We start from the raw sequence: 12,110 nt of genomic DNA, 5'->3' as shown, positions 1-12,110 counted from the left end.
GCACGCCCCCGGCCCCGGCGAGGCCCGCCGCCTGCTGCAGGTGCTGTTCGCCGGGCCCAACAGCACGCGCTCGGTGATCAGCGAGGCCTCGCGCCGCTTCGGGCTGGACCTGAACATCATCTCGGGCCGCATCGACGAGATCGCCGGCGAGCCCTTCGGCATCATGGCGCTGGCCGCCTATGGCGCGCCCGACCAGATCGAGGCGGCGCTGGCCTGGTTCGCCGAGCTCGGCCTGGGGCTGACGCCGATTCCCGACGCCGCGGTGGAGGGCCACTGACATGATCCCCTGGCTCAACCCGGCGCTGGAGCAGCTGTTCCTCGACGCAGCCGTCGAGACGCTGACCATGGTCGGCGGCGCGGCGGCCATCGCCATCGCCCTCGGCCTGCCGCTGGCGCTGCTGCTCTACGCCACCGGCCCCGGCGGGCTGTCGCAGAACGGGCTGCTGAACCGGCCGCTCGGCCTGCTGGTCAATGCCGTGCGCTCGACGCCCTTCATCATCCTGATGGTGGCGATCGTGCCCTTCACCCGCCTCGTCGCCGGCACCTCGATCGGCACCACGGCGGCGATCGTGCCGCTGGCCCTGGCGGCCACCGCCTTCATCGCCCGCCTGTTCGAGACCGCCTTCCGCGAGGTCGATCGCGGCGTCATCGAGGCCGCCCGCGCCATGGGCGCCACCCGGCTGCAGATCCTGGTCAAGGTGCTGGTGCCGGAAGCCATGCCGGGCCTGGTCGCCGCCGTCACCGTGACGCTGGTCAGCCTGGTCGGCTACTCGGCCATGGCCGGCGCGGTGGGCGGTGGCGGGCTCGGCGATCTCGGCATCCGCTTCGGCTACCAGCGCTTCATGCCGGAGGTGATGGCCAGCGTCGTGGTGGTGCTGATCGTCTTCGTGCAGGCGCTGCAGTCGCTGGGCGACTGGCTGGTCCGCCGCATCCGCCGCCGTTGAATTTCCTGCCGCAAGAATAAAGGAAGAACGCCAATGTCCGTCACCCGTCGCACGCTGCTTGGCGCCAGCCTTGCCCTGCCGGCCCTGCCCGCCTTCGCGCAAGGCGCCGAGATCGGCACCGCCGCGCGGCCGCTGAAGATCGGCGCCACCGCCGGCCCGCACAGCCAGGTGCTGGAGCATGTCGAGAAGATCGCCGCCCGCGAGGGGCTGATCCTGAAGATCGTGCCCTTCACCGACTATATCACGCCGAACGCGGCGCTGGCGGCCAAGGACCTGGACGCCAATTGCTACCAGCACCAGCCCTTCCTGGACCAGGCGGTGAAGGATCGCGGCCTGCCGCTGGTCGCCGTCGGCAAGACAATGATCTTCCCGATGGGCCTGTATTCGCGCCGGGTGAAGGCCATCGCCGAGCTCGCCAACGGCGCCCGCGTCGCCGTGCCGAACGACCCGACCAATGGCGGCCGGGCGCTGGCCCTGCTGGCGGCCAATGGCGCCTTCAAGCTGACGCCGGGCGCCGATTTCCGCGCCACCGTCGCCGATATCGTCGAGAACCCGAAGCGGCTGCGCATCATCGAGCTGGAAGCGGCGCAGATCCCGCGCACCCTCGACGAGGTGGACGCCGCCGCGATCAACACCAACTTCGCCATCCCGGCCGGCCTGAACCCGGTGCGCGACGCCATCGCCATCGAGAGCGCCGACAGCCCCTATGCCAACCTGATCGCCGTGCACCGCGACAACCGCGACGCGCCCTGGGTGAAGCGGCTGCTGGCCGCCTACCAGAATGACGACGTGAAGAAGTTCGTGGCGGACACCTTCCAGGGCTCCGTCATCCCCGCTTTCTGAGCCACCCCCGACCCAAAGGACCGATGCGATGCTGAACCGACGCTCCCTGATCCTGGCTGGCGGCGCGCTGCTGCTGCCGGCGCTCCGCCTGCCCGCCCTGGCCCAGGGCGCCGAGTTCGGCACCGCGGCCCGGCCGCTTCGCGTCGGCGTCACCGCCGGCGTGCACGGCCAGGTGCTGGAAGTGGTCCGCGACGTGCTGGCGCGCGACAACTTCGCCATCAAGATCACCGAATTCGCCGATTTCGTGCAACCGAACGTGGCGCTGGCCGCCAGCGAGATCGACGTCAACACCTACCAGCACCTGCCCTTCCTGGAGGCGCAGCAGGCCGCCCGCGGCTACAAGTTCGCCGTCGTCGGCAAGACCGTGCTGACGGTGATGGGCGTCTTCAGCAAGAAATACACGAAGCTGGCCGACCTGCCGGCCGGCGCCCGCGTCGCCATCCCGAACGACCCGACGAACGGCGGCCGCGCGCTGCTGCTGCTGGCCAAGGCCGGGCTGTTCAGCCTGAAGCCCGGCGCCGACTACCGCGCCACCATCGCCGACATCACCGAGAACCCGAAGCGCATCCGCATCGTCGAGCTGGAAGCGGCCTCCATCGCCCGCAGCCTGCAGGACGTGGACGCCGCCGCAATCACCGGCAACTACGCGGTGCCGGCCGGGCTGAACCCGCTGAAGGAAGGCCTGGCCGTGGAAGGCGCCGACAGCGCCTACACCGTGCTGGTGGTGACCCGCCAGGGCGACGAAGCCAAGCCCTGGGCCACCAAGCTCGCCCGCGCCTATGCCGACCCGGCGGTGAAGGAATTCTGCGACAAGACGTTTGGGGGGTCGGTGATCGTGGGGGCCTGATTCAGAGAAGAGCTGAGCAGGTCGGGGGAATGAATTCCCCCTTTCTTTCAGACTGCCGTGTCCACGTGGCGACGGTACGTGAAACGGCCAATGCGCAGCGCGACCTTCGAGGTCGCGCTGTTTTTCTATGATGGCGTCCCGCCGTGATGCCTGGGTGTCGGTGCCGCTGAGGCGCAGGTCTGGTCACAGCCGGTGAACAGAAAAAAGATGGGGTCCAGGGGAATTCATTCCCCTCGCCTGCCTCTGACTTCACTTCATGCTGCGTAGCGCGACAGCGCCAGATCTTCGTACTGGATGTTAGGACGCTGCCCGGTGACCAAGTCAGCCGCGAGCTTGCCGCTGCCGCAGGACATGGTCCAGCCGAGGGTGCCGTGGCCGGTGTTGAGGAACAGCTTGCTGTAGCGGGTCGGGCCGATGATGGGGGTGCCGTCGGGCGTCATCGGGCGCAGGCCGCACCAGAACAGCGCGCGGGCCGGGTCGCCGCCCTGGGGGTAGAGGTCCATCACGGAGTGCAGAAGGGTGTCGCGGCGCTCGTCGTGCAGGCGCATGTCGAAGCCGGCGATTTCCGCCGTGCCGCCGACGCGGATGCGGTCGCCGAGGCGGGTGATGGCGATCTTGTAGGTCTCGTCCATCACGGTGGAGACGGGCGCGGCCCCGGCGTCCACCACGGGCATGGTGATGGAATAGCCCTTCACCGGGTAGACGGGGACGTTCAGGCGGAGGGGAGCCAGCAGCTGGGGCGAGTAGCTGCCGAGGGCCAGGAGGTAGCGGTCCGCGGTCAGCAGGCCCTGGTCGGTCACCACGCCCAGGATGTCGCCCTGGTCGAGGGCCAGGCGCTCGATCCTGGTGCCGTAGCGGAAGGTGACGCCCATGCCCTCGCAGATGGCGGCCAGGCGCTGGGTGAAGATATGCGCGTCGCCGGTCTCGTCCTGCGGCAGGCGCAGGCCGCCGACGAATTTCTCCTTCACCCGGGCGAGGGCCGGCTCGGCCTGGACGCAGCCGGCGGCGTCGAGCACCTCGTAGGGGACGCCGTACTGCTTGAGGACCTTCAGGTCGTCGCCGACATGGTCCAGCTGCTTCTGGGTGCGGAAGATCTGCAGCGTGCCGCGCTCGCGGTGGTCGTATTCGATGCCGGTCTCGGCGCGGAGATCGGCGAGCGCGCTGCGGCTGTAGTCGGCGACGCGCACCATGCGGGACTTGTTGGTCTCATAGGCCGCGGCCGTGCAGTTCTTCAGCATCTGCAGCATCCAAGACCACTGCAGCGGGTCGAGCTTCGGGCGGACCACCAGCGGCGCGTGCTTCTGGAACATCCACTTGAAGGCCTTGAGCGGGATGCCGGGGGCGGCCCAGGGCGAGGAATAGCCGAAGGAGACCTGGCCGGCATTGGCGAAGCTGGTCTCGAGGCCGGCGGCCGCCTGGCGGTCCACCACCTCCACCTCGTGCCCGGCGCGGGCCAGGTAATAGGCCGAGGTGACGCCGACCACGCCGGCACCGAGAATGAGAACCTTCATCGCCGCTCCGCTCTGCCCCGCTGGGGGGCCGTCGAGCCCGGGGCAAGAGCTGATGCTAGGCTGGATTCAACGACAGGTGCTTGCGATCGGCGCAAGATGGTGCGAATTCACGGTTATCGTTTCGAATAATCTGCGAAGTAGTCGAAGATTATGCAACCGCCCGCGCTCGATGCCCTGGACCGGAAACTGCTGCGACTGCTGCGCGCCGACGGGCGGATGAGCAATGCCGCGCTGGCGGAGGCGATCGGGCTGTCGGCCTCGGCCTGCCTGCGGCGGCTGCGGCTGCTGGAGGGCAGCGGCATCATCCGCGGCTATACCGCGATCATCGAGGATGCCGGGCCGCAGGCGAAGTCGACGGTGATCGTGCAGATCACGCTGGAGCGGCAGACGGAGGACGCCTTCAACCGCTTCGAGGCGGCGGTGCGCGCCTGTCCCGAGGTCTGCGAATGCTACCTGATGACGGGCTCGGCAGATTACCAGCTGCGGGTCGAGGCGCGGGATGCCGCCGATTACGAGCGCATCCACAAGGAGCAGCTGTCGCGCATGCCGGGCGTGGCGCGGATCCAGTCGGCTTTCGCCATCCGCACCGTGGTGCGCGGCCAGGGCTGGTCCGGCGCGGCCGAATGAAAAAAGCCGGCCCGAGAGGGGCCGGCTTTTTTGAGGGCAGCGAGAAAGGTTAGCCGCCGATGTTGCTGGCGCCGGCGCTGTTGCCGACGATCAGCGGCAGGGGGGCGTGGCGGGTGGTGGTGGCGGCGACGCTGGCGGGCTGCTCGCTCGGCGCGGCGGAATTGCCGACCACCAGGGGCAGGCGCTGGTCGTGGCTGCGGGTCACCTGCATCGAATAGGCGAAGGGGCTGCCGGTCGCCGAGGCGTTGTTGGTGTTCTCCAGCAGGTCGCGGGCCTGGGAGAGGCTCGGGGCCAGGGCCAGGCCGGCGGCGAGCATCAGGGCGGGAAGAGCAGAAATGCGGGTCATGGTGAGGTTCCTTCACTCTCGGTGGCGGGGGTGCCCCGCCGTCTGAGAGGAAGATGACCCTCTGACCGATCATTTGGAAACGCTTATGACGGATAGTAACCATCACTCCAAATGATGATTCAGCCGCGCCCGACCATCCCCCCCCAGATCACCGCCAGCCGGTCGCCGAGGCCGCGCGGCGGCGGCGGCTGGGCCGGGTCGTTGGCGGTCGAGGCCAGCCGGGCCAGGTCGCGCGCCGCCAGCCGTGCCGGCAGGGCGGCGGCCAGCGCCGGGCGGGGCAGACCCTTGGCCCGGGCGCGGCCCTCAGCCAGCAGGCGCTGGCCCTCGGCCGCCAGCGCGCGCACCACCTCGGCGGTGCCGTTCTGGCGCGGGTCGCGGGCGGCATCCGACGGCGTCAGCTTGCGCTCGGCCAGCAGGTCGGCGGGCAGCAGGCTGCGGCCCTGCATCGCCTGGGACGGGATGCCGCGCAGCAGGGCGGCCATGCCATAGGCGGCGCCCAGCGCCTGCAGCCCGGCCAGGTGCTCGGGCCCCGCCCCCAGCGCGCGGCCGGCGGCGACGGAAAATCCCCCGGCCGAGCCGCGCAGATAGGCCAGCAGCGCCGGCAGGCTGGGGATGTCTTCCTCCATCTCCGCCTCGCGGGCGTCGATCATGCCCTGCAGCGTCTCGCCGTCCAGCCGGCCTTCGCGCAGCGCGGCGGCGAGCGGCGTCGCCACCTCGTGCCGGCGCGGCGGCGCGTCGGTCGCGGCCTCGTCGACCGCGTCGCGCCACCATTGCAGGCGGATCAGCGCGGTCATGGTGTTGCTGGCCGCCTGCCGGGCCCGGGCGAGCTCGTGGTTGAAGGCGACCAGCAGAAAAAGAATCTCGCGCTGCGCCGGCGGGGCGAAGAGGGCGCAGAGGAAACGGTCGGGATCGTTGCGCCGGGCAAGCTCGGCGAGCGGGGAGAGCGCAGCAGGGTCGGCCATTGCAGGGTTATGAACACAGTTCCGTGCCGCGCAACAGGCGTCTGGCTTGCTTGACGCATGCAGGGGGCACGCCTAGCTGTTCGGACGATGGGTGCCGCGGTCGCGGCATCGATGATCAGCCAGCCTCGTCCGATTCGGACATCCCTTCGGGAGAACGCCCCATGGCTTTCAGCCTTCCGTCCCTGCCCTACGATGTCTCCGCCCTCGCCGCCTCCGGCATGTGCCAGGAGACGCTGGAGCTGCATCACGGCAAGCACCACAATGCCTATGTCACGGCGCTGAACGGCCTGGTCGAGAGCAAGGGCCTGGCCGGCAAGACGCTCGAGCAGATCGTGGCCGAGGCCGGCCGCGCCGGCGCTGACGGCCTGCCGGTGCTGAACCAGGCCGGCCAGCATTGGAACCACACGCTGTTCTGGCAGGTGATGAAGCCGAATGGCGGCGGCGACAGCCTGCCGGCGCAGCTCGGCGCCAAGATCGACGCCGATTTCGGCGGCCTGGCGCAGTTCAAGGAGGCCTTCAAGCAGGCCGGCGTGACGCAGTTCGGCTCCGGCTGGGCCTGGCTGATCGTCGATGCCAGCGGCAAGCTGAAGGTCACCAAGACCGCCAATGGCGCCAACCCGATCTCGACCGGCGAAGGCACGCCGATCCTGGGCGCCGACGTGTGGGAGCACGCCTACTACCTCGACTTCCGCAACGTGCGCCCGGGCTACCTGGACAACTTCCTGAACAAGCTGGTCAATTGGGAAGTCGTCGACAGCCTGCTGAGCTCGGGCGGCCTGAAGTCCGGCCAGAGCGCCTGACTTTTTTTCGGCCTCCGGGCGCCGATGGCGCCCGGGGGTCGCACAAAAAAACCCGGGCGCCTCGCGGCGCCCGGGTTTCTTTTTGCCTGGCGGCCGGGATTCAGCCCGGCTTGGCGTCGTTGGCGGCGGTCGACGGCGGCTGGACCAGGGTGCTGATCGTGCTGCGGACCACGGTGACGCGGGTGTTGTTCGGCGCCAGGTCGATCTCGATCTCCTCCGAGCCCTCCTTCACCTTCGCCACCGTGCCGATCATGCCGCCGGCGGTGATGATGCGGTCGCCGCGCTTCAGCTGGCCCAACATGCTGCGGTGCTCCTTGGCACGCTTCTGCTGGGGGCGGATCAGCAGGAAATAGAAGACCACGAAGATCAGGATGAGGGGCGCGAGCTGCATGACCATGCCGACCGCGCCGCCGGCGGCGTCCTGGGCATAGGCGGGGGAGATGAACATCGTTTGGCTTCCGTCTTGCCGGGGTTGGCCGGCGAACCTAGCCTCCCCGCCCCTGCCGTCAACACTTCGCGGTCAGGCCCCAAGGGAGCGAACAGTTTGTCACACGCCGACCACCCGCTGCTGCCCAGCCTGATCCGCATCGCCGCGGCGCTGGAGCGCCTGGCCCCGCCGCCCCCCGCCCGCCCCGATCTGAAGGGCGCCGACGCCTTCGTCTGGCACCCCGCGGCGCCCGGCGGCATCCCCGCCCGGCTGGCCCCGGTGCCACGGGTGGCGGCGGTGGAGATCGGCCTGCTGCAGGGGGTGGAGCGGGCCAAGGCGCTGCTGCTGGAGAACACCCTGCGCTTCGCCCGCGGCCTGCCGGCCAACAACGCCATGCTCTGGGGCGCCCGCGGCATGGGCAAGTCGTCGCTGGTGAAAGCGACCCACGCCGCCGCGAATCTCGAGGTGCCGGGCAGCCTGGCGCTGATCGAAATCCAGCGCGAGGATATCCGGACGCTGCCCGACCTGCTGAACATCCTGCGCGACAGCCCGCGGCGCAGCCTGGTGTTCTGCGACGACCTGTCCTTCGAGCGCGAGGACCAGGACTACAAGGCGCTGAAATCGGTGCTCGACGGCGGCATCGAGGGCCGGCCGGCCAATGTGCTGTTCTACGCCACCAGCAACCGGCGCCACCTGATGGCGCGGGACATGATCGAGAACGAGCGCAGCACCGCGATCAATCCCGGCGAGGCGGTGGAGGAGAAGGTTTCTCTGAGCGACCGGTTCGGGCTGTGGATCGGCTTCCACAATGCCGACCAGGCCACCTATTTCGCCATGGTCGAGGCCTATGCGGCCAGCCTGAAGCTGCCGGTCTCGGCCGAGGAGCTGCATCGCGGCGCGGTGGAGTGGTCGGTGACGCGTGGCGGGCGGTCGGGGCGGGTGGCCTGGCAGTTCATCCTGGACCTGGCGGGGCGGCTCGGCGTAGCCATGCCGGGATGAATGATGATGCTGCGCCGCAACCACGCCAGCCGGCGCTGACGCCCCCCAAGGGGGCACAGCGCCAGGGGCGCCTGTTCCTCAATCCGGACGGAAGTGCTGCGGGCCATCCGCTGAGCTCGGTCTGGAGGATGATGCGGGAGGGCGGCGGCGCGCCCTGGCCCGCCTGGGTCGACGACGCGCCGCAGCCGGTGCCGATGGCGCCGCCGCCCGGGCATGCCTCGGTGACGTTCCTCGGGCATGCCAGCTTCCTGATCCAGGTGGCGGGGGGGCCGAACCTGCTGATCGACCCGATCTGGAGCGATCGCTGCAGCCCCTTCGGCTTCGCCGGGCCGAAGCGGGTGCGGGCGCCGGGGCTGGGCTTCGACCTGCTGCCGCGGATCGACGCGGTGCTGATCAGCCACAATCATTATGACCATTGCGATATTCCGACGCTGAAGCGGCTGCAGCAGCGGTTCCGGCCGCGTATCGTCACCGGGCTGGGCAATGCGGCGCTGCTGGCCAAGCACGGCATGGACGATGTGCTGGAGTTGGACTGGTGGCAGCCGGCGATGCTGCCGGGCAGCCTGCCGGTGCATTACGTGCCGGCGCAGCATGCCTCGGCGCGCAGCATGGGCGACCGGGGCCAGGCGCTGTGGGGCGGCTTCGTGCTGGAGGGGCGCAGCGGGGCGCGGATCTATTTCGCGGGCGACACCGCCGCGGGGAGTCACTTCGCTGAAATCGGCGCGCGGCTGGGGCCGTTCGCGTTGGGCCTGCTGCCGATCGGGGCGTACGAGCCGCGCTGGTTCATGAGCAAGGTGCACGTCAATCCGGCCGAGGCGGTGGAGGCGTTCATCGCCGCCCGGGTGCAGCGTGCCCTGGCGATGCATTTCGGGACGTTCAAGCTGACGCAGGAGGGCATCGACGCGCCTGTGGTGGCTTTGGCTGCCGCGCGTGCTGCCGCCGGCATTGCTGACGAGGCGTTCCGCGCGCCGGCGCTGGGCGAGACGATCCTGCTGCCTTTCTGACGTGGGGGTCCGGGGGCATTCAATGCCCCCGGTTCTTGCTTACTTCCAGATCAGATCCACCCCGAACTTGAGTTCGGCCGCCGTGTGGTCGAGCACCGTGATGATCCAGGCCCCGCCATCGGCATCGGGCCAGGTAATGGTGGTGCCTTTATCGTCCTCGGTAATGGTCAGCTCTTTCTGCCGATTGGCGGGCAGGGGCAGCAGGATGGTGTCCTCGCCGGAGACGAAGTCGGCGACGGTGAGGTGGTAGGTGTGCAGGTTGGGCCCGCCGCCCTGGCGCAGGAAGGTGAAGGTGTCGCGGCCCGCGCCGCCATAGGCCAGGTCGTCGCCGCGGCCGCCCTGCAGGATGTCGTCCCCTGCCCCGCCTTCGAGCCGGTCATTGCCGTCGCCGCCGGAGAGGATGTCGGCTGACTCGCCGCCCTGCAGCCAGTCGTCGCCGCCCTCGCCCAGCAGCCGGTCCTGGCCGTCGCCGCCGATGAGGCGGTCCTTGCCGGCGCCACCCCGCAGCAGGTCATCGCCGCCGCGGCCGGAGAGGGTGTCGTCGCCCGAACCGCCGGTGATGCTGTTGTCGGTGTCGTTGCCGGTACCGGCGAAAGCGGTGGCGCCGGTGAAGGTCATGGTCTCGGTGTTGGCGGCCATGGTGTAGGCGGCGACCAGCTTCACCGAGAGGAGGTCGATGCCTTCGCCGGCGAGCTCGACGACGCGGTCGGCCATATCGTCGATCAGGTAGGTGTCGTGGCCCTCGCCGCCTTCCATCAGGTCGGCGCCGGCCGCACCGTCGAGGCGGTCATTGCCGGCGCCGCCGCGCAGGGTGTCGCGGCCGGTGTCGCCGTAGAGATAGTCGTTGCCGTCGCCGCCCTCGAGCAGGTCGTTGCCGGCGCCGCCATAGAGCCTGTCGGCATCGGCGCCGCCGATCAGGGTGTCGTTGCCGTCGCCGCCGACCAGGTAGTCGGCGCCATCGCCGCCCTCCAGCCGGTCGTCGCCGGCCAGGCCCGAGAGGGTGTCGTTGCCGGCGCCGCCGTACAGCCTGTCGACCAGGGCATTGCCGGTCAGGCGGTTGGCCAGCGCATTGCCGGTGCCGGTGAAGGCGATGGCGACCCGGTTGGTCAGGTTCTCCACATGGGCCGCGAGGGTGGCGCTGGCCAGGCCCATGGCGAGGGCCGTGTCGATGCCGGCGTTCTCGGCCTCGACCACCAGATCGGACTTGTGGTCCAGGTAGTAGATGTCGTTGCCGGCGCCGCCCTCCATCCGGTCGGCGCCGAGGCCGCCATCAAGGCTGTCATGGCCGTCGCCGCCAAGCAGGATGTCGTTGCCGGCACCGCCCAGCAGGCGGTCGTGGCCGATGCCGCCGTCGAGGGTGTCGTTGCCGTCGCCGCCCAGCAGGACATCGGCGCCAGCCTCGCCGAGCAGGGTGTCGTTGCCGAGGCCGCCATCGAGGCGGTCGTCGCCGGCGCCGCCTTCGAGGCGGTCCTGGCCGGCCTCGCCGCGCAGGGTGTCGAGCCCGTCGCCACCGAGCAGCACGTCATCCCCCGCGCCGCCGCGCAGCAGGTCGTCGCCGCCGAGGCCCGCCAGCCGGTCGGCGCCGCTGTTGCCGGTGATGGTGTTGGCCAGCGCATTGCCAGTGCCGGCGAAGGCGGTGGTCCCGGCCCAGATCAGCTTTTCGACGTTGTCGCCGAGGGTATAGGCGGCGAGGCCCAGGACACGGACGGTGTCGATGCCTTCGTTCGGCAGCTCGACCACCCCGTCCCCAGCCTGCTCGACGTTGAAAAAGTCATCGCCGGGGCCGCCGAGCATGCGGTCGTAGCCGGCATTGCCGCTGAGGATGTCGTTGCCCTCGCCGCCTTCCAGGATGTCGTCGCCGCCGCCGCCCAGCAGCACGTCGTCGCCGGCCAGGCCCAGCAGCCGGTCGGCGAAGGCGCCGCCGGTCAGGCGGTTGGCCAGCGCATTGCCGGTGCCGGCGAAGGCGCCGTTGAAGGCGACCACCAGCCGCTCGAGATTGTCGCCCAGGGTGTAGGACGCCAGGCCGGTGACGCGGACGGTGTCGATGCCGCCGCCCGGAACCTCGACGACGGCGTCGCCAGCATGGTCGACCAGATAGAGATCATCGCCGGCGCCGCCGATCATGCGGTCGGCGCCGCCGCCGCCATTGAGCTGGTCGTTGCCGGCGCCGCCCTCCAGCAGGTCATCGCCGGAGCCGCCCTGCAGGATGTCGTCGCCATCGCCGCCGGCCAGGGTGTCGGCGAGCGCGGTGCCGGTCAGGCGGTCGGCGAGCAGCGTGCCGGTCAGCGTCACCATGGGGTCAGGGCTCCTGCCGGGCGCAATGGCGCCCTCGGCGAAACCTTTACCCGATCAAAACCAAGTGATAAACCTATAAGTTGATAATAACTTACCGGGCCGTGCCGAAAATGCGCTGCTCGACCTTGTCGCCGACGCGGAGGTTCAGCCGGGCGGCGGTGCCCGCCGCCAGCTCCAGCGTGGCGCGGACCGGGCCGCGGCTTTCAACGGTGGCCAGGCTCAGCGGCACGGTGCGCTCGGCGATGCGGTGGATGCGGCCGTCCTGGGCGATGAAGACCATGTCGAGCGCGGTGATGGTGTTGCGCATCCACATGGCGCTCTCGCGCGGCTGGCCCCAGTCGAAGAGCATGCCCTCGTCCGGCTTCACCGCGGGGCGGAACATCAGGCCGACGGTCTGCTGGTCCGGGCTGAGCGCCATCTCGACCGTGAAGGCATGGCGGGTGCCGTCGCGGGCGACGATGGTCAGCGGCTCGGTCGGCAGGCGGGGCTGGGGCCCGTCCTGGGC

The 12,110-nt window shown here is 70.1% G+C and carries 14 protein-coding genes; 8 read left to right on the top strand and 6 right to left on the bottom strand.

The features are described 5' to 3' along the window. The 4 genes from GVN67_RS24720 to GVN67_RS24705 all read left to right on the top strand — a co-directional run. Positions 1–277 (top strand): NIL domain-containing protein (locus tag GVN67_RS24720; RefSeq protein ID WP_304621471.1); only part of this gene is annotated, 277 nt, incomplete at its 5' end. Position 278: 1 nt separating this feature from the next. Further along, the gene (locus GVN67_RS24715; protein WP_159999982.1) at positions 279–944 is read left to right on the top strand and encodes a methionine ABC transporter permease; all 666 of its coding nucleotides are present in this window, start codon (positions 279–281) and stop codon (positions 942–944) included. A gap of 33 nt (positions 945–977) precedes the next feature. After that, entirely contained in the window at positions 978–1,787 is an 810-nt protein-coding gene (locus tag GVN67_RS24710) for a MetQ/NlpA family ABC transporter substrate-binding protein (RefSeq protein WP_159999981.1), read from the top strand. 28 nt (positions 1,788–1,815) lie between these two features. After that, the gene (locus GVN67_RS24705) at positions 1,816–2,634 is read left to right on the top strand and encodes a MetQ/NlpA family ABC transporter substrate-binding protein (RefSeq protein WP_200845385.1); all 819 of its coding nucleotides are present in this window, start codon (positions 1,816–1,818) and stop codon (positions 2,632–2,634) included. Positions 2,635–2,888: 254 nt separating this feature from the next. On the opposite strand, the gene GVN67_RS24700 is transcribed toward GVN67_RS24705, so the two are convergent. After that, positions 2,889–4,145 carry a D-amino acid dehydrogenase gene (locus GVN67_RS24700; protein ID WP_159999980.1) on the bottom strand — a complete coding sequence of 419 codons (1,257 nt, stop codon included), beginning with the start codon at positions 4,143–4,145 and terminating at the stop codon, positions 2,889–2,891. A gap of 150 nt (positions 4,146–4,295) precedes the next feature. Here GVN67_RS24700 and GVN67_RS24695 point away from each other — a divergent pair, with 150 nt between their 5' ends. Then, positions 4,296–4,772, top strand: coding sequence for an Lrp/AsnC family transcriptional regulator (locus GVN67_RS24695; RefSeq protein ID WP_159999979.1), 477 nt, complete (start codon positions 4,296–4,298; stop codon positions 4,770–4,772). 49 nt (positions 4,773–4,821) lie between these two features. On the opposite strand, the gene GVN67_RS24690 is transcribed toward GVN67_RS24695, so the two are convergent. Together GVN67_RS24690 and GVN67_RS24685 are read right to left on the bottom strand one after the other, a co-directional pair. Continuing rightward, positions 4,822–5,118 (bottom strand): glycosyl transferase family 39, encoded by a 297-nt coding sequence (locus GVN67_RS24690; protein WP_159999978.1) that lies wholly within the window; start codon positions 5,116–5,118, stop codon positions 4,822–4,824. 119 nt (positions 5,119–5,237) lie between these two features. Continuing rightward, on the bottom strand, positions 5,238–6,080 hold the full coding sequence (locus tag GVN67_RS24685; RefSeq protein ID WP_159999977.1) for a squalene/phytoene synthase family protein: 843 nt from the start codon (positions 6,078–6,080) through the stop codon (positions 5,238–5,240). Positions 6,081–6,241: 161 nt separating this feature from the next. On the opposite strand from GVN67_RS24685, the gene GVN67_RS24680 reads away from it, so the two are divergent. Next, positions 6,242–6,880: a superoxide dismutase gene (locus tag GVN67_RS24680; RefSeq protein WP_159999976.1), complete on the top strand. Its 639-nt coding sequence runs from the start codon at positions 6,242–6,244 to the stop codon at positions 6,878–6,880. 100 nt (positions 6,881–6,980) lie between these two features. On the opposite strand, the gene yajC is transcribed toward GVN67_RS24680, so the two are convergent. Continuing rightward, positions 6,981–7,328, bottom strand: a complete 348-nt coding sequence (gene yajC / locus GVN67_RS24675) for a preprotein translocase subunit YajC (RefSeq protein WP_159999975.1) — start codon at positions 7,326–7,328, stop codon at positions 6,981–6,983. Positions 7,329–7,424: 96 nt separating this feature from the next. On the opposite strand from yajC, the gene GVN67_RS24670 reads away from it, so the two are divergent. Continuing rightward, entirely contained in the window at positions 7,425–8,306 is an 882-nt protein-coding gene (locus GVN67_RS24670; RefSeq protein WP_159999974.1) for an ATP-binding protein, read from the top strand. Continuing rightward, entirely contained in the window at positions 8,303–9,310 is a 1,008-nt protein-coding gene (locus GVN67_RS24665; RefSeq protein ID WP_159999973.1) for an MBL fold metallo-hydrolase, read from the top strand. Before GVN67_RS24670 ends, GVN67_RS24665 begins: the two co-directional genes overlap by 4 nt. Before the next feature lie 39 nt (positions 9,311–9,349). On the opposite strand, the gene GVN67_RS30490 is transcribed toward GVN67_RS24665, so the two are convergent. Both GVN67_RS30490 and GVN67_RS24655 read right to left on the bottom strand, forming a co-directional pair. Continuing rightward, positions 9,350–11,605, bottom strand: a complete 2,256-nt coding sequence (locus GVN67_RS30490) for a calcium-binding protein (protein ID WP_159999972.1) — start codon at positions 11,603–11,605, stop codon at positions 9,350–9,352. Positions 11,606–11,696: 91 nt separating this feature from the next. After that, on the bottom strand, positions 11,697–12,110 hold a 414-nt coding region (locus tag GVN67_RS24655; protein WP_159999971.1), incomplete at its 5' end, for a DUF192 domain-containing protein.

Origin of the sequence: Roseomonas sp. 18066, assembly GCF_902706185.1 — a bacterium.
In the GTDB taxonomy this organism is placed as follows: Bacteria; Pseudomonadota; Alphaproteobacteria; order Acetobacterales; family Acetobacteraceae; genus Pseudoroseomonas.
This window is presented reverse-complemented; position numbering and strand designations above follow the sequence as displayed.

Excerpts from the sequence above, each read along its gene's own strand:
- GVN67_RS24715 (WP_159999982.1), top strand. The coding sequence starts at position 279 with ATGATCCCCTGGCTCAACCCGGCGCTGGAGCAGCTGTTCCTCGACGCA.
- GVN67_RS24710 (WP_159999981.1), top strand. The coding sequence starts at position 978 with ATGTCCGTCACCCGTCGCACGCTGCTTGGCGCCAGCCTTGCCCTGCCG.
- GVN67_RS24705 (WP_200845385.1), top strand. The coding sequence starts at position 1,816 with ATGCTGAACCGACGCTCCCTGATCCTGGCTGGCGGCGCGCTGCTGCTG.
- GVN67_RS24700 (WP_159999980.1), bottom strand. The coding sequence starts at position 4,145 with ATGAAGGTTCTCATTCTCGGTGCCGGCGTGGTCGGCGTCACCTCGGCC.
- GVN67_RS24695 (WP_159999979.1), top strand. The coding sequence starts at position 4,296 with ATGCAACCGCCCGCGCTCGATGCCCTGGACCGGAAACTGCTGCGACTG.
- GVN67_RS24690 (WP_159999978.1), bottom strand. The coding sequence starts at position 5,118 with ATGACCCGCATTTCTGCTCTTCCCGCCCTGATGCTCGCCGCCGGCCTG.
- GVN67_RS24685 (WP_159999977.1), bottom strand. The coding sequence starts at position 6,080 with ATGGCCGACCCTGCTGCGCTCTCCCCGCTCGCCGAGCTTGCCCGGCGC.
- GVN67_RS24680 (WP_159999976.1), top strand. The coding sequence starts at position 6,242 with ATGGCTTTCAGCCTTCCGTCCCTGCCCTACGATGTCTCCGCCCTCGCC.
- yajC (WP_159999975.1), bottom strand. The coding sequence starts at position 7,328 with ATGTTCATCTCCCCCGCCTATGCCCAGGACGCCGCCGGCGGCGCGGTC.
- GVN67_RS24665 (WP_159999973.1), top strand. The coding sequence starts at position 8,303 with ATGAATGATGATGCTGCGCCGCAACCACGCCAGCCGGCGCTGACGCCC.
- GVN67_RS30490 (WP_159999972.1), bottom strand. The coding sequence starts at position 11,605 with ATGGTGACGCTGACCGGCACGCTGCTCGCCGACCGCCTGACCGGCACC.